The organism is Bacillus altaicus (genome assembly GCF_042136375.2).
Lineage (GTDB): Bacteria > Bacillota > Bacilli > Bacillales > Bacillaceae_G > Bacillus_A > Bacillus_A cereus_U.
Genome location: NZ_CM143394.1, coordinates 3,822,341 through 3,839,073 on the forward strand (window position 1 = coordinate 3,822,341; position 16,733 = coordinate 3,839,073).

Genomic DNA, 16,733 nt, shown 5'->3' on the forward strand with positions numbered 1-16,733 from the left:
ACCCGTCCATTTTCCTAAATTTGCATATTAATTAGTGACTTATAATTTTCAATAAGATTATCGCGTACGAGAGCAGCTGTTTTCATTTGTGATTCAGCTTTCTTCTGCTGAATTAAAACGTCATGCGTTTCTCCTACCCCTTTTGTCAGTAAATCATATACTGCTGTTTGGGCATTATTTTGCGTTTGATTCATATCTTCCAATAAATCAATAAACTTTTTGCCTTCAACTACAGATGTTTCTGAAGTTTTCTGTGTGCCAATCGGCTGAATCGCTCCAAATGGCTGTGTATTTAACATTGGTTGAATTTTCATATTTTCCCTCTTCCCTCTTATCCTCGGCCGATTTCTAAATCTTTATCGAGCATTTTTTTGTTCGCATTTAATACACTTGTATTTGCTTCATACATTTTTTGAGCAACCATTACATTCGTCATCTCAGCTGTCACATCAATGTTCGGATAACGTACATATCCTTCTTCATTTGCATGCGGATGCGTCGGATCATACACAAGATTTTCATTTCGATCCGTTTCAATACTTTTTATTTTCACTCCGTTAGTAGGAGCTCCATCTAGCATACTTGCAAAACTATTGTTTGATTCTAACACCACACTTCGACGGTGATACGGCTCTGCACCCGGTGCTCCCGTCGTATTTGCATTTACGATATTGTTAGAAGTAACTTCCATCCATTTTCTCGCTGTAGTTAGGCCTGAGCCACTTGCATTGATTGCCTGAAACATCGTTGTCTCTCCTTCTACCTTTAACGTCCACGTGCTGCTTGGTTAATTGCGTATTGTGTATTAATTGCATTAATTGAAATACCGTATAACTGATTTGCTTTCATTAAATCTAGCATTTCTGTCGTTACATCCACACTATTTCCATCTTGATTCGTTTGCATTGATTTCGTTTGAATCTTTGCATATGTATTTTTCATATTTACTGTCGGTAAGTGCATTTCATTCGTTTGATATAAATCTGGATTACTCTTTAAATCAGCCGCATTGTTCTTATATAACGCACTACTCTTACTCATCTGCTCAGCAAATGTTACATCTTCTGCTTTATAGCCAGGCGTATTCGCATTTGCAATATTACTAGAAACAGTATTTCGTTTCGTCACTAAATAATTCATATAATGGCTTACATCACTCACTAAATCCGGCATACTCCACACTCTTCCTTTTCTACCTTAATGATCCACTGATGGAAGTTTCACTTCATTATTTATTTTCTTATATGTGTTTATTAAAATATTAACTATTATGTACCCTTACATATTTTATTCCATTTTTCCATTGTTGTCTTTAGAAAAATACAAAAATATAAAAAAGAATACAAAAAAATGTATACACGTAGTAATCCATGAAATACTTCGATATATGAAATACAAATCAAATTCAATTTTTATATTATTTAGATTACTTTCTCATTACAGGCATAAAGTGAAACCTCAATCAGCGGAACTCTTTATTTAAACAAGGAATGGATTCCCTTTTAAAAAGGGGAATCCGTTTCCATACTTTATCATTAATATTTACCATAAAATGAATTAGCTTTCATTCTCCCATCATTTTCCATAATCATTTCTTCCAAAATCTTTTGCTTATCTCGAATATGCTGCGCTGCCTTAATAATCCACGGGGTAACTTCCGTTGCAACATCTGCGCGCGTTTCTTCATCCAATGTCATCATCCAACGATTTAACATCTCACTTTTCTCAGCAAATTCTTCATCTGAAACCTGCAATTCACCGATTCCATTAAAACAACTGACAAACGTTCGATAAATATCATTGTTCATTTTCGAGCGCTCCACGGTAACCGTCTATTAAATCTTGTAACACTTGTACAATCGCATCAATGTCTTTTGCTTCACGCGTTACTTTCATCGTTTGAATTTGAATGCTAATCCAATCGTATAAACCGAATAGACTGTCATATAAATCTTTCGAAATATCAGGATTTAATTGAAGCTTCAACTCTTCAAATATACGTTCTAACTTTTCAAGAAGGTCGTCTCCTTCTTGAAGTTTAAATGTATTTAAAAGTTCTTCTAATTTACGAAACTCTACGATACATCTTTCATAAATAAATATTGTATTTTTAATCGGATTACTCGTCATAATATCGTTTTGCATATAACGTTGCCATGCTTGCATATAATCACTTCCTCAGCTTTCATTAATCATCACTTTTTGTTTTTGTCATTGCTTTGATTGTCTGCAGCTGACTATCAAGCAATGCTAGCTGGCTTTCCAACTTTGCATATTTATCAATAATTGATTCTTGTTTTTTCTTATTAATTGTATCAATATCTTGAATTTTTCTCTCTAAATCAGTTACTTGCTTTTCAATACTTTTAGAGCGTTTTCCAATAATCCCTTCATCTCCAAAGATTCCCTCGAGCTTTTTATCTATATCATGACCAATGCCATTAAAACCAAAGAAAAATTGTTTTGTAGATTCTGGATTCTCTTTAAAAGCTATTTTCAATTTCTCTTCATCAAGAGTCATATTTCCTGTTTTATCAATTTGAATCCCAAAAGAAAATAAATACTTATCATCTTGGGAAAATCTAAAAATGCTTGTCATTGCATTACTGATAGCAAATGAAACATTATTCCCTTGCATTACTCCATTTTCACCAGAAAACAAATCTAAACTTTTAACAGCGTTATTATACTCATCTTTCATTTTTTTGATTAAATCTATCGAATTTTTTATATCTGAATCTTCGATAGTTAATTTAATTGGCTCTGTAGTTACCTTTTCTAAGTTAATAGTTAATCCTGGAATTGTATCAATCTTATTTGTTTTACTAGTTCCTTTAATTCCATTTATTGTATATTCTGCATTTACTGCTCCTGTCACTTGATGTGCAATGGCATTCGTTCCATCCGTATTTTTCGCAGAAGTAACCAGCCCTATATTTTGTAAAAAGCCATTGGCACCATCCGTTAATTTCAGCTCTCCCTCTTTTCCTGCAATAGTAGATGTGAAAAATAGTTGATCCCCTAATGTGTATACGGATACACCATAATTTCCATTATTAATTTTATTGACAAGATCTTTATACGTCATATCTTCCGAAATTTTAACTTCTTTTCCATTTATCTGAAATACATCATCTACTCCAAGCTTTAAATCTAAACTGAATTTTTGCTCCGTACCTTCAGGAGTTTTTGGGGGAGTAAGTGGAGCTGTAGTTATTTGATGCCTTTCTGCTACTCGCTCTACTGTAATTGTGTATGTTCCAGGAATTGCAGCAGCATCCGCCTGTGCTGTCATAAAACCATCTTTGGATAGAGTTGTTTTCTTTTCATCACCTTTAAATGTGTTTAAATCTTTGAATACTTGCACAAAATTTGCAAACTCTTTTTTCATGCTCGCATACACTTTGTTTTCATTTGTTAACGTTTGTTTTTGTGTAGTATATGGTGATTTTTTCATTTCCAATGCTTGTAACTCTAAATCTACTAACTTCTTTGTATCTATCATGTTATTTCCTAAATTCCATATTTGCTGTCTGTCACCATAATTAGATATTGTCCCTGCCATATTTTTCACTCCTTATCATTTACATGTAATCTAAAATGCTCGTTTTACTCATCGTACTAACTGCTTTAAGCGTTGCTTCATAAGTTGCATTAATATACGCTAGGTCAGAAATTGCTACCGCTAAATCAACATCTTCAATTTCTTTACGATTTTCTTGAAGCGCTAAATTTTGCTCGCTTAAAATTGTTTTAAACGTCTCCATCGTGTTCATAGTTGAACCAACTTCAGTTGTACCGTTAATGACGCTATCTAAGTTTTTCTTATTTTCTCCCAATAACGGTTGCAAAGCTTTTTGATCACCGTTATTCAGCGCTTCACTCATCTGTTTTAACGTTTTTATAACTGGTGATAATAATTCTTCTCCGTTACGAAATGCTTTTAAATCATAACCATCATTTAGCTGCCAGTTCACATCATTTTTTCCACCTTGATACGTACCATCTTCTGTAAATGGAACCTGTTCAGCACTATCCCCACCGAAAATATAACGGCCTTGCTCTTTCGTATTCGCTAAATATACAACTTGTTTTAAAATTTGATCAATCTCTGCACCGATTGCCTTCAATTCTTTTTCACTATTCGTCCCATTTAGCGCTTGTAATGTTAATTGATCCGCTCTTGTTAAAGATTTAAAAACACCTTGTAATGTATTTTCAGTTTGTGTTAATACATTTTTCGAATCTGCTAAATCTTTTTGCATTTGTTCAATATTTGCTAACGAATGCTGAATCGCAAATGATTTACTTGCCGCAAGTGGATCTTCACTCATAAAAAGATTTTTCTTCCCAGAAGTTACTTGATTTCGATGATATTGCTGTTGCACATTCAAATCCATCATCTGATTCTTTGCCCAGTTTGCATTTTGAAATGTAGATACTCTCATCTTTACCTTCTCCTTTATCTATATTTGAATTGGTGCGGGGAAGCAACCACAACTATATACGGCTCTCTGCTTCTACACTACGACGGATACTCTCTTTCCTCATAAAAGAGAGCTTTGTCATTTTTATTTAACACGAGGGCGATGCATTCACTAAACATGGCTTTCCTCTTAGCTAGCTTACCCTTCAACCATTTCATATCTCTGGTCTCACATCGCTCGGTCCACTAATAGGCACTGTCCGCCTCTACCCAACGCAGGACCCTCTCTCTAAACATAAAAGAAAAAGGGGCTTCGTTTCTACTTCGCATTATCTAATAATCGAAAACAAACTATCAAACACTTCATTCATCGTCGTAATAGCTTTAGAGTTTGCGACAAAATATTTTTGGAAAGCCATTAAATTAACCATTTCTTCTTCCATATTTACGCCTTCAATACTCATTTTTTCTTGTTGAATACCTTCTAATAAATCTTTATGAATATTTTGATAAGCATTCACTGCACTTTTATCAGAAGCTACACCAACTATAAATTGGTCTAATGCTTGTTTATAAGAAAGACCTTCTTTATAATCTCCATCTGTAATTCCTGCTAGTTTATTTGCTGTTTCAGCGGAGATTTTCATTTTCGAAACATCTTTTGCGAACTCAGGGTTTAACTGAATATCTTTCGCATGATCTCCAACGAAGAAATCTTTTCCCATCACTGTATTCACTTGACCTTTTACAGAACTCATTAATTCTTCAAGGTTTTTCTTATAACTAGCAATCTTCGCTTTCGTATCTATCGCTGATTGAATTGCTCCACCATTTAAAGGAATATCCGATCCATAAATCGCAACAGACATTGGTTCTTTTTCTTTATTTAATTGAAGTGGATATGTATCTTGTCCATTTACTGTTAAAACACCATTCATTCTAACACTCGCGATATTAGGATTCATAGATTCATAAGATACTTCAATATTGGCATACTTAGACATCTCTGTAACGATGCGATCACGTTCGTCTAATAGTTGATTAGGTACTTGTGTCCCCGCTTGTCCAATTTTTTTATTCGCCTCTGCTAAACTAGCACCAAGACGATTAAATTCATTCACATGTGCTTCAATATCTTCTGTCGTCTGTGCTTCTGCTGTATCTAAGTTTTTCGCAAGACGATTTATCTGACTTGTGAACTTCCCAGTTTCAGAAACTAATGTATCGTAGTAGTTTGGTTGTTCTGGATTTTTTGCAACTTCACGAAAAGCATTGAAGAATCCATCCATTAAACTAGATAATGAATTTTCCCCTGTCGTTCCTACCATAGACTCTACTCGTGATAAAGTAGAATTCATATATGCGTAGTAAGAGAACTGTGACAACTGATCATTAAATTGCTTCGTTTTCACTTCATCTGTAATACGGTCAACTCCTAATGTTTGTACACCATAACCGATTCTCTGTTCAGGCGTATGACCGTTACTTGCTCCAACAGATCCGTAATTTACCATTTGACGAACATAACCCGGCGTATGAATGTTAGATAAGTTTTGTTTTGTCGTTTGTAATCCCATTTGGGCCGCTAGCATACCAGATAACGGCGTATTATAATCAGATAATCTCATAATGCTTCACTTCTCCTTTACAATAGTTCATTCATAAAGATTTGCGAATTATTGTTTTTCTCCAAATTGTATTCAGAAACGGAATCCACAATACTTTCTGTAGTTTTTAATAGTACGTTTAAGTAATATTGATTTTTCAAAAGAATCATTTTTACATTTTCTTCTAATTCATTTAAACTTTTTTGTAATTCTTCCATTTTTTCATTTTCTTCCTGTGAAAAATACGAAAATAGCGAACGCATACGCAACGGTTCAACTTGTTTTTCTTTACAAAGCTGAACAACCATTTCCTCAAAAGATCGCGATAATCCTTTAACACCTTCTATGTACTGCAATTGCTCTACTTGCAACTTTTGAACTGCATTTACATTTTTATTTTTTAAATTCTCATATATTTGTTCCCCAAGCGTTTGAATATTTTCATATGCCTTTTGAATAATAACGAGCTTTTCATATAATTGTATGTACATATAGCTTCCTTTCCTTTACAAGACTAAATTTACAATCAAACCATGAATTTCTCCAATTTGATTTAACATTTCTAAATGCCCTGTTTTCGTATTAATTAAATTCATAACATCTTCTAACTCAGTTAATCCCATTTCAGCTTGTTTTACGATCGTCATTTTCTGCGAATATCCGTAACGCGGATGACGAGACATAACATCTTTATACTGCAATACGTTATCAACGTAAAAATTCAAAAATGATTTTACAGTATTTTTGTATTCCATTACATTATCGAGCGTTAACTCTAGTTCAATTTTCTCTTTAATTTCTCCAATGTTATCAACAAGTGCTTCCATTTGTTCTAACAATTTATCGTTTTTCGGATCCGCATGCAAATTATCCGAAAAAGCAAGTCCTGTCCTGACATTTGCTTCTTTCGGCATTTGAGTAGCAGGCGGTATATGCGATAAAATTGGATTATGCGAGATAGAACGCAGCATATATATCACCTATTTATTTTTTTATTTCCTTCTAAACTTAATCGTAAAATCTAGTTATTTATAATTATACTCTGTACAATGATATTTTGCAGTTATTTTTTATAGAAGATATGTTACAATTTAGCATGAGGTGGCACAAATCTATGAATATTTTTCTTTGTGGTTCAAATCAATTAACAGCATTAGATCAGGAAGAAATAAAAAAATTTTTAATTGACTATGCTCACAAACATAAAATTTACATATTATGTTATAAATCTATTGAAAATGAGGTTCTTCGTTTCTTCATTGAAAACGAAAGACTTGCTCAAAATTTATGTCTTTACACACTACAACCGTTACAAGTATTAACAGACGAATTTCAAGAAGTCGTTGATTACTTAAAAAAACACGGAGCCGAGTATATTGCTTTTGATCATCCTTCCGACTCCATTTATCGATCAGATTATATGTTTTTTGTAAAGCAAATTGTCGAAGATACCGATTTAGTTCTCTGTTTTTATAACGGAGATAAACATACGTCTGTCATTCCCGTTGACGTTGCAAAAGAAGCAGGAATTGATGCTGTTATTTATGATTTACCAGGCTTACATGAAAAGCAGATGAAAAAAAGCTTTGAACAAAAAATTCGTATGATGTAAAGGGGGAGGCACAATATCGTTATTGTGCCTATTGTAAATATGAAAACTGAACAAGATTATGATTATTTTATCACGAGTTTTAAACAACAATTTAATATGGATATTGCTTCCTATAAACAAGATAGAATGCGCCGAAGAATCGATGCTTTCATTTCGAGAAAAGGTTTTGAAAATTACACAAACTTTTCAGATCATTTACGTACTGATCAAACGTTATTTTTAAGTTTTATTGACTATATTACAATTAACGTATCAGAATTTTTCAGAAATAAAGATCGCTGGCAAACGTTAGAGACGAAAGCTCTACCAAAGCTACTTGAACAAAATAATGGTAAATTAAAAGTGTGGAGTGCCGCTTGTGCTGCTGGTGAAGAGCCGTATACACTCTCTTTAATCTTATCGAAGCATCTAACTCCATTTCGCTTTGAAATCCAAGCAACAGATCTCGATTACCATATTTTAGAAACAGCAAAACGCGGTCAATATACAGAACGCTCTTTAAAAGAATTACCTAATGATTTGAAACAGCGTCATTTCACAAAAGAAGATGATACATATATATTGCACCAAAACATTAAACAACAAGTCACATTCAAACAACATGATTTATTAATGCAGTCATTCGATACAAATTACGATTTAATCATTTGTCGTAATGTAATGATTTACTTTACAGAAGAAGCAAGAGTAAAGCTCTATGAAAAGTTTAGTCGTTCATTACGAAAGGGCGGCGTACTATTCGTTGGTAGCACTGAACAAATTTTAACACCTGAACGCTACAATCTTCAGCGCTTTGATACATTCTTTTACGAAAAAGTATAAAAAAAGGTCGTCATAATTGAAATGACGACCTTTTTTTATTATATAATACGAATCAATATGATACCTATAACCCACATGAAGAGAAATAGAGCCGTAACAGACCATTTATGCTCTTGAATCGTATGTTTCAACGCATGAGATAATTGCGTCATATTCATTTCTGCAAGTGCTCTCCACACGCTCACATCACGTTCTTTAGAAATACGATCTGTACCGCTAATTAAGATTGTTTCATTAGACAATTTCGTCATGTAAGCTGTAATAACCGTTATCATTAAATTTATATTTCCTTCTGAAGAATCACTTTCCACTCTAGAAATGAGAGCACTTACGTCAAGTAAAGGAATATGTACTTTTCGCCCGAATGAAAGCTGTACTTCAGCGAAATCATACGTCCCATCGAGTAACGGAATATCTTTTATATACGCTTGCTTAATAATCCCTTGTAAACTTCTAACAATTTGTTCATATATTTTTTCCGATTGCTTTCCTTCCTCGGACAACATATGTAACTTTGAAAACAACTGCAACACCGTATCCATTTCCTTAGAAAGCATTTCTTTTACAATCTTTCCATCACCTAAATTTGCAAGCAAAATCCCTATTTCATTGTTTTTCGAAATGATTTTGGGCTGCCCAGTAAACACAAGGTTACTCCGCTTTCGTTCTTTCTGAATTTCATGTTCTGAAATAGCTGCAGGCTGTTTTAATGGTTGTAGCGTCTTATTTTGAATTGTCGTACGTTTAATTTCCATTTAAGCGCCTCCACTACTATCAAATTATTAGCCCCATTCTTTATTACTCTTTAAAACTAAAAACAGTACAAATAATCCTGACATAACAGCAAACACATTAGAAGCCTGTACTCCCTGCTCACTTTTTTCCTCTTTCTTTTCTTGTTGTTCTTCTATTTTCTCTTTCTTTTTAGAAACGACTTGATTGTCATTTCCGCTTTTTTTCTCTTTATGAACCTTCACATTATTTACTTCCTTGTTGTCTGTTAACGACTCTTTTATAACGTAGTTGATTTCCTCTTTTTCTTTCAACGGCTCTTTTATATAAGAGTTCACTTTCTCTTCTTGCTTTGGAATTTGAACAACTGGAAGTTTTTCTTCTGGAAGCGAAATCTCTATTTTCGGATCTTCCTGCTTCTCAATTTCTTTCTTATCTTCTACTTCAATTTGATTCTCTTGCTCTTCTATCTTTTCATCATCTTTCACTTTTTGTTCGATGATAGAAACGATATATTCACTCTCTGTCACAAGTTTGTTACCTGCCCCATCTGTTACTTCCACAATAAGTTGATGCGGCCCAACAGGTAAAGCTTCTGTTATTTCAAATATTTTCTGCCAATCCATGTCGTGTTTATTATAGTCTAATAAAAAAGTAATATCGTTACCGTCTTCTTTTCCTTTTAATATAACGCGCACTTCTTTAACAACCGATTCTATATCTACCGTTTGTACTCGTATATGAACGGATTCTCCCTTTTTCCGTTCAATTAAGTTCCCTTTTGCCTCATCAATACTAACTTTCTCTAACTTCGGCAATTCTTTATCTATAGTTGGTGCTTCATTGTTTATACGAATGAGCGGGACATTTAATTCGTTCTCTATTACTTCTTCCTTCTCATCTTCTTTATAGCTTTCAACGAGCCTAAGGTTCCAATCACCTTGTAAATCATATATTCCGGCCTTATAATTAGCGATCCATCGCTTCGTTTCTTCTTCATACTCAAAAGATATTATTCTCTCTTGTCTGTACTGCTCACCATTTTTTTGTAATTGTAATATGCCTTTTACACTTTGAATGTTTTTTTCATTTGGTTCTACAGCAATCCACACTTCTTCGCCAACCTTTAGCTCCTGCTTATTAACTGTAATAACCCCTCGGTCTGTTTCTATCGTTCTTTCTTCTTTTTGTTCTTTCCCTTGCTCATTTTCTACTGCTTTTTTTTCATCTTCAACCGAGGGCATTTCCACTTGTTCCGGCTGTTCCTGAACTTCTTTATTTTTTCCCTCTTGGTCATTCACTTCGCTTATATTTTGATCTTGTACACTTTTTTCTTCTGCCTTCCCTTGTAATGGTAAAAATATACATATATGTAAGAATAGCCAACTAACTAGAAAAAACTTTACGTTTTTCATCTATTTGTTCAAACTCCTATTTTGACGCCTTATAGCGATTTCGTCACTTTTACTCCGAAAAATCCATCTACATTTACAAGTTCTCCATACGCCACTAATACATCGTTCACATAAATTTGAATCGGTTCATCAATATCTTCATCAAGTACGACCGCTTCATTTTCTTGTAGACTTAAAATATCTTGAATTGTTCTCACTGTACTTCCAAATACAAATTTAACATTCATTTCTACATTTTGTAGAATAGATGCATCCATATATACTGGCTCAACTTGCTTGACTTCTTTATATTCAATTGGCTGTACGACTGGTGCATGAATTTCTTCCTCTTCAACAACTTCCTCAACTATTTCTTCTTGCTCTTCCACCATCGGATATAGAAGTCTTCTAACCATTTCTTTCGCTTCTGATATCGGTAGTATTTGATACATCTTTGATTGAAGGAGATCACCAATTTCAAGATTAAAAGTAATTTGAACGAGTTCGTCAACTGCCATCGACTCTCCCAAATATTCCATTTCTTCTTTTAAAGAAACAAATTTAACGTCTGGTGGTGTCATATCCATTTTTTCTTTAAACATTTCTGACATCGCTGTTGCAGCATGCCCCATCATTTGGTTCATAATTTCTTTAATGCCACTTAACTCTAATTCACTTAGCTCTTTCTCCGGATCAATTTCACCCGTTCCCATCATCATTAAATCTACCATTGTTAAAGCAACATCTTTCGTAAATACGAATACATTCTCATTTTTTAGTCCTTCAACAAAATCGACATTTAAAATAACAAACGGAACCGGTACTCCTTCATAATGACGAACATTAATCGCCTCTACATTTGGTGTACTAATAGTGACCGGCTGATTTAAAAGCGTCGATAGTACTGTTGAAGCCGAACCGATTGAAATATTCGCAATTTCACCAAGCACATCTTTCTCTTCTTGTGTTAATTGCTCTTTTTCTACATGCTCTTCTACAATCTCAGTTTCCTGCACTTCCGCCGGCTCATCTATCTCTTCTTCCACACCACCAGATAATTGTAACAATTTATTTATCATTCGCTTCGCATGTTCAACTGAAACAACCTGTACAAGCTGAGAATTCACAAGATTATCTATTTTTAATTCAAACGATACTTTAACAACCATATTATTCCCATTAATACCAGAAATCTTCTCCATCTCTTCTGTAAGTTGCACAACTTTAATTGTTGGCGGAGACATGTCTACCGTATCTTGGAAGAATTCTGACATAGATGTTGCTGCGAATCCCATCATTTGATTCATAGCTTCTTGTACTGCACTTAGCTCTAATTCACCAAGCTCTTTTCCCTCTTCAACTTCACCTGTTCCCATCATCATTAAATCAGCAATAGATAAAGCAACATCTTGCTTTAAGACAAGAAGATTTTCCATATCTAATCCTTTTGTGAAATGGATATTTAATACAACATGTGGGATTTCAACATCACTTGTATCATATAAATCTACCAATTCTACTTGAGGAGCAGTAATACTTACTTGCCTATTTAAAATTGTTGATAATACAGTCGAAGCTGAACCAAATGATATATTAGCAATCTCGCCAAGAATATCGCATTCTTGAGGCGTTAAATGTTCATTTTCTTTTTCTAGCACAATTGTGCCAGTATCCCCTTTTGTGTGTTGCTCAGGCATTTTTCCTGCCTCCTCATTTTTGTTTTTCTATCAAATGATTTAAACTCTCTATTACACTCGTTATATTTTACCAAACTTATCATCCGAATTGTGAACATGTATTTATTTCCACAATATGTGTAAACGACGGTTTTCATATACTTATATTATTAGTTCTACCCAAAAAGCTCCCCAATTGTATACAAGTGGGGAGCTTCCTTCATTCCTATTATAAACCTTCTGGGTTTAAAATGAGGACCACTCGTCCATCACCGAGAATTGTCGCACCAGAGAAATAGTTAGAGCTCTCTGCAAAGAAATCACCTAATGACTTTAAAACTATTTCTCTTTGACCGATAATTGTGTTTACGATAAGTCCATAGCTACGATGTGTATTACGAACAATTAACACAGGAACCATTTGACTATCATATGATGCGAACGCCTCATCTACTGTTTTTTCACCAAATACAGTACTTAAATGTTTCACTTCAATAATTTGATTGCGATAGTTTAAAACGTCTTTCCCTTGTAACGATTGTATGTCTTCTTTCTTAATTCGAATGGCTTCAGCAATATTGCCAAGAGGCAAGGCATAACGCTTATCATTTGTTTGAACAAGCATTGATTGAATAATAGACAATGTTAAAGGAAGTTCAATTCTGAATGTACTTCCTTTTCCTTCTTCAGAATCAATAATTAAATGCCCACCTAAACTATGAATCGTATGTTTAACAACATCTAATCCAACCCCACGTCCAGAAAGGTCAGATACAACTTCCGCTGTACTAAATCCCGGTTGGAAGATAAGATCAAACACTTCACGATCCGTTAATTTATTTGCCTCTGATTCCGTTACAACACCATTTTTTATCGCTTTTTCTAATACTTTTCCTTTATGAATACCATTTCCATCATCAGTAATTTGAATTACGACATGATTTCCACTATGAAACGCCTCTAATTTAATAGTACCTGTCTCATTTTTCCCGGCATCACGTCGGTTTTCGACAGTTTCAATACCATGATCAATTGCATTACGAATTAAATGAACGAGTGGATCACCAATTTCGTCAATAACAATTTTATCAACTTCAGTATCTTCACCTTTAATTTGTAAATCGATTTTTTTACCTAAATCTTTCGCTAACATACGTACCATACGCGGAAAACGATTGAAGACCGTTTCAATCGGTACCATACGCATATTTAATAATACATTTTGGATATCTTTTGAAATATCCCCTAATCGATTTAAATGCTCGATTAATTCTTTATTTTGAATCGTTTCTGCTAATTCATCAATTCGTCCACGCTCAATTACACTTTCTTCAAACATATTCATTAATCTTTCGATTTTTTCTAACTGAACACGAATAGAACGATTCTCTACTTTAGCATTTTTCGTTTTTGTATTACTTTTAGCCGGTGTAGTACTAGCTGTTGGAGTTCGTGCCTCTAGAGATGGATCCAGCTGCGTTGCTGCAATAGATTGTACGATTCCTTCTTCAGCTATATTTCCTTGCTTCACTTCTACTTTCTCAATTTCAGAAACGTGAAGCACCACCTGTTTCAATTCTTCAACACTACGATCAGTATCCATATATACTGTAAACTCAAATCCAAAAGCATCCGCTTCGATTTCTTCAATGCTTGGAACCGTTTTTTGTATATCCCCTACATTTTGTAATGCTTCAATACACATAATGGCACGTACTGCTTTTAAAATGGCTTGTTGTTCGACGGTTATATATACTTCATGTGAAACTGTATCATCATTGTTTATACTACTTTGCTCTACTTGTTCCATAGAAGCTTCTACATTCCCATTTAATAATGCTTCTAATTTATGCTTTGTAGATACAACATCAATATTACCCATTCCGCCCTGCTGCACATCTGTAACCATCTTTTCTAAATTATCAATGCACTCAAAAATAACATCAATAATATTAGCATTCACCATCATATTTCCATGACGGATTTCGTCTAAAACATTTTCCATCTTATGAGTTAAATCTGCCATTTCCGCAAATTCCATACTCGCAGACATACCTTTAAATGTATGAGCTGAGCGGAATATTTCCCCTACAACACCCATATCGGCAGGATTCTGTTCTAAATTTAGCACATTTTCATTTAGCGACTGTAAATGTTCTTCTGCTTCTTCAAAAAATATATTTAATAGATCTGTTTGCATTTTAATCCCCTACCTGTCTAACAAACATTTCATTTATGTATAACAATTTAGTGTTTTATAACGAGAAAAAAGGGGGCCACACGTCTATCCGCTATCATTGATTTGATTCTTTGTGGCACCCCTTCTATATTAGCTATTTGCTACTTTTGTTAAAGCTTCGATAACACGATCGGCTTGGAATGGTTTTACAATAAAGTCTTTTGCCCCGCCTTTAATTGCATCTAATACCATACCTTGTTGTCCCATTGCAGAACAAATAACAACCTTTGCACTCGAATCAATTTTCATAATTTCTTTTAATGCTTCAAGTCCGTCCATTTCTGGCATAGTAATATCTAGTGTTACAATATCAGGTTGAAGTTCTTTATACTTTTGAATCGCTTCTACCCCATTCTCTGCTTCACCGATAACTTCAAATTCAGAATTACTTTTTAATAAGTTTTTAATCATTGTTCGCATAAACATCGCATCGTCTACAACTAAAATTTTATGTGCCATTCTTTTCGGTTCTCTCCTTTTATGTATAAATATATCTTAATATTTCATCTTATCATTCTCACTCATTATACAAAATAAAACGAGAAAATTTAATATTTTTTTAAAAGAATTTCTGTATTTTTATTATTTTATTAATAAAATGGAAATATATTATTCTTTAATATATATTACAACGCGCCGGTTTTTCTCCCAATTTTGCGGTGAATCATTTGATGCTACTGGTTTTGTGTCCGCATATCCTACCGCTGCTAATCGTTTATCATCTACATTATACACTTCAATTAAGTGGTGAATCATATTAGCTGCTCGTGCTGAAGATAATTCCCAGTTGGAAGGAAATTTTTCATTATGAATCGGTCTACTATCTGTATGTCCTTCTACAACAATTGGGTTTGGTACCGATTGAAAGAACCCTACTAATTGACTAATTACTTCTTTTGCTTCCGGCTTAACATTCGCATCACCTGTATCGAATATTAAGTTATCTACTATAACGATACTAACACCTGTATCTTCTCGATATACATTCACTTGACTAACACCATTATTATCTACATATGCTTTTAACTTTTTATACAATTCATCCATTCGTTTTTTTGAAACTGCTTTTTCATCATTTTTTTCATGTGAAATATCTGGTATTGTACCTTCCATTACTTTCGCATCCACTTGTTCTGCATCACTAAACTTTTCAAGCATCTTCGATAATTTTACTGTATCTTGTTTTGATGTAGCAACTAATAGTACAAAAAAAGTCAATAACAACATCGTTAAATCAGTAAAAGTCGTCATCCAACGAGGCGATCCTTTTTGCGGTCGTTTTATCATCACCATACCACTCCTTGAAATATTAGGCTGCTCGTTTTTCTTTTTTTATCTTCGTTTCATATACGTATGTATCAAGTTTTAACTTTAACTTAGAAGGAATTTGTCCTCGGTAAAGCTCTGTGATTGCTTCTATTACAAACTTCTTCTCTGTATACAAATCTTCAATGCCACGATACACTTTTTCAGATAACGGTATTGCAATCATGTTTGCAATAACAGATCCATACAATGTCGTCAACATAGCAACTGCCATTCCTGTACCAATTTGCGATGTATCTTGCAAGTTTTGGAGCATAATAATAAGACCAATTAAAGTTCCTATCATACCCCACGCTGGAGCGAAATCACCAATCTTATCTAATAATGTTGCTCCTTTTCTTAACTCATATACTTCTGTTTCAACATCTCTCATTAATACTTCTTTTAATTCTGCTTCATCATATCCACTTAACATTAAACGAATCCCCTTTTGAATAAAAGGATTGTCTACTTGCTCTCCATCAACTTCTAACGAGAGTAAACCATGTTTTTTAGACTTCTTTGAAAAATCAACGAACAAATCCGTTAACTGTTCTAGATTTTCCTCTCTTCTATGTAAAACAGTAAAAATACTTTTCGTATATTTTTTTATTTCTCCAAATCTATATGCCACAATAATTGTCGCTGTTGTTCCCCCTATAACGATCAAAATAGATGAAACATCTAAGAAATTTTTAAAAGCTTTTATTCCACCACCGCCAAGCATGATCGCTGCAATTAAAATAACGAAACCTACTACAATGCCAAAGGGGCTAGAAATATCAAACTTCCTTTTTTTCCTTTGCGGTCTAGCTAATCCTTGATTTTCGTCTCCCATATTCCTGCCCTTCCTTTTTCGTTTTCGTAAAACATTTTTTTATTTTAATAATGCGTTTTCACATATAACAATCATTATACGC

General features: G+C 33.9%; 19 protein-coding genes. 2 read left to right on the forward strand and 17 right to left on the reverse strand.

Translation table 11 applies throughout. The features are described from left to right. Positions 1–14: 14 nt before the first annotated feature. From fliE to ACE38F_RS19765, 10 genes are all read right to left on the reverse strand, one after another. Entirely contained in the window at positions 15–314 is a 300-nt protein-coding gene (fliE, locus tag ACE38F_RS19720) for a flagellar hook-basal body complex protein FliE (RefSeq protein ID WP_002064631.1), read from the reverse strand. A gap of 17 nt (positions 315–331) precedes the next feature. Then, entirely contained in the window at positions 332–745 is a 414-nt protein-coding gene (flgC, locus tag ACE38F_RS19725; RefSeq protein WP_002030933.1) for a flagellar basal body rod protein FlgC, read from the reverse strand. Between the two features lie 20 nt (positions 746–765). Next, positions 766–1,173, reverse strand: a complete 408-nt coding sequence (flgB, locus tag ACE38F_RS19730) for a flagellar basal body rod protein FlgB (protein WP_002135385.1) — start codon at positions 1,171–1,173, stop codon at positions 766–768. 362 nt (positions 1,174–1,535) lie between these two features. Further along, entirely contained in the window at positions 1,536–1,808 is a 273-nt protein-coding gene (locus ACE38F_RS19735; RefSeq protein ID WP_002135383.1) for a hypothetical protein, read from the reverse strand. Then, complete coding sequence (locus ACE38F_RS19740) at positions 1,798–2,166, reverse strand: flagellar export chaperone FliS (RefSeq protein ID WP_012260665.1); 369 nt, start codon at positions 2,164–2,166, stop codon at positions 1,798–1,800. Before ACE38F_RS19740 ends, ACE38F_RS19735 begins: the two co-directional genes overlap by 11 nt. A 22-nt stretch (positions 2,167–2,188) precedes the next feature. Then, positions 2,189–3,565: a flagellar hook-associated protein 2 gene (locus ACE38F_RS19745; RefSeq protein ID WP_012260664.1), complete on the reverse strand. Its 1,377-nt coding sequence runs from the start codon at positions 3,563–3,565 to the stop codon at positions 2,189–2,191. A gap of 19 nt (positions 3,566–3,584) precedes the next feature. Then, positions 3,585–4,448, reverse strand: coding sequence for a flagellar hook-associated protein 3 (locus tag ACE38F_RS19750; RefSeq protein ID WP_375369743.1), 864 nt, complete (start codon positions 4,446–4,448; stop codon positions 3,585–3,587). A 307-nt stretch (positions 4,449–4,755) separates the two neighbouring features. Then, the gene (gene flgK / locus ACE38F_RS19755) at positions 4,756–6,054 is read right to left on the reverse strand and encodes a flagellar hook-associated protein FlgK (protein ID WP_375369744.1); all 1,299 of its coding nucleotides are present in this window, start codon (positions 6,052–6,054) and stop codon (positions 4,756–4,758) included. A 17-nt stretch (positions 6,055–6,071) separates the two neighbouring features. Next, a complete protein-coding gene (locus tag ACE38F_RS19760) occupies positions 6,072–6,524 on the reverse strand; it encodes a flagellar export chaperone FlgN (RefSeq protein ID WP_002064619.1) in 453 nt (150 codons plus the stop codon). Between the two features lie 15 nt (positions 6,525–6,539). Next, complete coding sequence (locus ACE38F_RS19765; protein WP_002141107.1) at positions 6,540–7,004, reverse strand: YaaR family protein; 465 nt, start codon at positions 7,002–7,004, stop codon at positions 6,540–6,542. Between the two features lie 143 nt (positions 7,005–7,147). Here ACE38F_RS19765 and ACE38F_RS19770 point away from each other — a divergent pair, with 143 nt between their 5' ends. Both ACE38F_RS19770 and ACE38F_RS19775 read left to right on the forward strand, forming a co-directional pair. After that, a complete protein-coding gene (locus ACE38F_RS19770; RefSeq protein ID WP_002030924.1) occupies positions 7,148–7,645 on the forward strand; it encodes a flagellar motor switch protein FliG in 498 nt (165 codons plus the stop codon). A gap of 39 nt (positions 7,646–7,684) precedes the next feature. Beyond that, on the forward strand, positions 7,685–8,467 hold the full coding sequence (locus ACE38F_RS19775; protein WP_375369745.1) for a CheR family methyltransferase: 783 nt from the start codon (positions 7,685–7,687) through the stop codon (positions 8,465–8,467). Positions 8,468–8,505: 38 nt separating this feature from the next. On the opposite strand, the gene ACE38F_RS19780 is transcribed toward ACE38F_RS19775, so the two are convergent. From ACE38F_RS19780 to ACE38F_RS19810, 7 genes are all read right to left on the reverse strand, one after another. Beyond that, positions 8,506–9,222, reverse strand: coding sequence for a hypothetical protein (locus ACE38F_RS19780; protein WP_375369746.1), 717 nt, complete (start codon positions 9,220–9,222; stop codon positions 8,506–8,508). A gap of 27 nt (positions 9,223–9,249) precedes the next feature. Then, a complete protein-coding gene (locus ACE38F_RS19785; protein ID WP_375369747.1) occupies positions 9,250–10,614 on the reverse strand; it encodes a transglycosylase in 1,365 nt (454 codons plus the stop codon). 29 nt (positions 10,615–10,643) lie between these two features. Then, a complete protein-coding gene (locus tag ACE38F_RS19790) occupies positions 10,644–12,290 on the reverse strand; it encodes a flagellar motor switch protein (protein ID WP_375369748.1) in 1,647 nt (548 codons plus the stop codon). Between the two features lie 208 nt (positions 12,291–12,498). Next, positions 12,499–14,469 carry a chemotaxis protein CheA gene (locus ACE38F_RS19795; protein WP_002012065.1) on the reverse strand — a complete coding sequence of 657 codons (1,971 nt, stop codon included), beginning with the start codon at positions 14,467–14,469 and terminating at the stop codon, positions 12,499–12,501. Between the two features lie 129 nt (positions 14,470–14,598). Next, a complete protein-coding gene (locus ACE38F_RS19800; RefSeq protein WP_000940577.1) occupies positions 14,599–14,967 on the reverse strand; it encodes a response regulator in 369 nt (122 codons plus the stop codon). A gap of 150 nt (positions 14,968–15,117) precedes the next feature. After that, positions 15,118–15,795, reverse strand: coding sequence for an OmpA family protein (locus ACE38F_RS19805; RefSeq protein ID WP_002012067.1), 678 nt, complete (start codon positions 15,793–15,795; stop codon positions 15,118–15,120). A 22-nt stretch (positions 15,796–15,817) separates the two neighbouring features. Beyond that, a complete protein-coding gene (locus ACE38F_RS19810; RefSeq protein WP_002012069.1) occupies positions 15,818–16,651 on the reverse strand; it encodes a flagellar motor protein MotP in 834 nt (277 codons plus the stop codon). Positions 16,652–16,733: the final 82 nt, after the last annotated feature.

Coding starts and splice junctions, on each gene's coding strand:
- ACE38F_RS19775 (WP_375369745.1), top strand. CDS start 7,685: ATGAAAACTGAACAAGATTATGATTATTTTATCACGAGTTTTAAACAA.
- ACE38F_RS19785 (WP_375369747.1), bottom strand. CDS start 10,614: ATGAAAAACGTAAAGTTTTTTCTAGTTAGTTGGCTATTCTTACATATA.
- ACE38F_RS19795 (WP_002012065.1), bottom strand. CDS start 14,469: ATGCAAACAGATCTATTAAATATATTTTTTGAAGAAGCAGAAGAACAT.
- flgC (WP_002030933.1), bottom strand. CDS start 745: ATGTTTCAGGCAATCAATGCAAGTGGCTCAGGCCTAACTACAGCGAGA.
- ACE38F_RS19810 (WP_002012069.1), bottom strand. CDS start 16,651: ATGGGAGACGAAAATCAAGGATTAGCTAGACCGCAAAGGAAAAAAAGG.
- ACE38F_RS19765 (WP_002141107.1), bottom strand. CDS start 7,004: ATGCTGCGTTCTATCTCGCATAATCCAATTTTATCGCATATACCGCCT.
- ACE38F_RS19790 (WP_375369748.1), bottom strand. CDS start 12,290: ATGCCTGAGCAACACACAAAAGGGGATACTGGCACAATTGTGCTAGAA.
- ACE38F_RS19780 (WP_375369746.1), bottom strand. CDS start 9,222: ATGGAAATTAAACGTACGACAATTCAAAATAAGACGCTACAACCATTA.
- fliE (WP_002064631.1), bottom strand. CDS start 314: ATGAAAATTCAACCAATGTTAAATACACAGCCATTTGGAGCGATTCAG.
- ACE38F_RS19750 (WP_375369743.1), bottom strand. CDS start 4,448: ATGAGAGTATCTACATTTCAAAATGCAAACTGGGCAAAGAATCAGATG.
- ACE38F_RS19735 (WP_002135383.1), bottom strand. CDS start 1,808: ATGAACAATGATATTTATCGAACGTTTGTCAGTTGTTTTAATGGAATC.
- ACE38F_RS19805 (WP_002012067.1), bottom strand. CDS start 15,795: ATGATAAAACGACCGCAAAAAGGATCGCCTCGTTGGATGACGACTTTT.
- ACE38F_RS19760 (WP_002064619.1), bottom strand. CDS start 6,524: ATGTACATACAATTATATGAAAAGCTCGTTATTATTCAAAAGGCATAT.
- ACE38F_RS19745 (WP_012260664.1), bottom strand. CDS start 3,565: ATGGCAGGGACAATATCTAATTATGGTGACAGACAGCAAATATGGAAT.
- ACE38F_RS19770 (WP_002030924.1), top strand. CDS start 7,148: ATGAATATTTTTCTTTGTGGTTCAAATCAATTAACAGCATTAGATCAG.
- flgK (WP_375369744.1), bottom strand. CDS start 6,054: ATGAGATTATCTGATTATAATACGCCGTTATCTGGTATGCTAGCGGCC.
- flgB (WP_002135385.1), bottom strand. CDS start 1,173: ATGCCGGATTTAGTGAGTGATGTAAGCCATTATATGAATTATTTAGTG.
- ACE38F_RS19740 (WP_012260665.1), bottom strand. CDS start 2,166: ATGCAAGCATGGCAACGTTATATGCAAAACGATATTATGACGAGTAAT.
- ACE38F_RS19800 (WP_000940577.1), bottom strand. CDS start 14,967: ATGGCACATAAAATTTTAGTTGTAGACGATGCGATGTTTATGCGAACA.